General features: G+C 50.8%; 1 pseudogene. It reads left to right on the top strand.

Annotation, left to right across the window (positions count from 1 at the left end):
• Window positions 1-205: 205 nt before the first annotated feature.
• A pseudogene (locus A3750_RS05865) lies at window positions 206-581 on the top strand (Smr/MutS family endonuclease); the annotation flags it as partial.

Below are 581 nucleotides of genomic sequence, written 5' to 3'. Positions count from 1 at the left end.
GAATTTATGCTTGAGAACTGCGTTAATCCGCCTTGGGAGCAGCTGTCAGGGGTGTTCAGCGCGCGCAGTCAGGATGACCTCGGTGAGACGAGTTTTATTGGTCGGGCTGAAGAGCTAGCTGCAAGCTAAATTTAGCCTGATTGACGTGTGTAACTCGGTAGATAAGCGCTTGGTAGATCAGAGCTTGGTATAAGAGACGTAATTGATGAGTGATGAAGACGAGCAGGACTTGTTCGCCGCGGAAATGGCGGGGGTGAAGCCCCTGCGAAAGAATCGCGCGCGTCTGCACAAGAAAGAGGAAGACACACCGGGTAAGATGGTGCGTAGAAGCCTAGCCGTATCAGCAAGGCAAACGTTAGATCCACTGGCTTCGACGGTTGTTCCGGAGCTGAAGTCAAACGATGTTTTGGAATTTCGGCGTGATGGTGTTCAGCACGGCGTGTACAAAAATTTACGGATGGGGCGATACGACATAGAGGCCCGTCTTGATTTGCACCGAATGACGGTTGACGAATCTAGACGAATGGTTTTCGAGTTTCTGCGAGATTGCTTTCACTACGAGCTGCGAACTGTTTTGGTGA

Source organism: Oleiphilus sp. HI0079, assembly GCF_001635105.1.
Note: the sequence above shows the minus strand (reverse complement) of the source record. Positions and strands in the feature narration are given on the sequence as shown.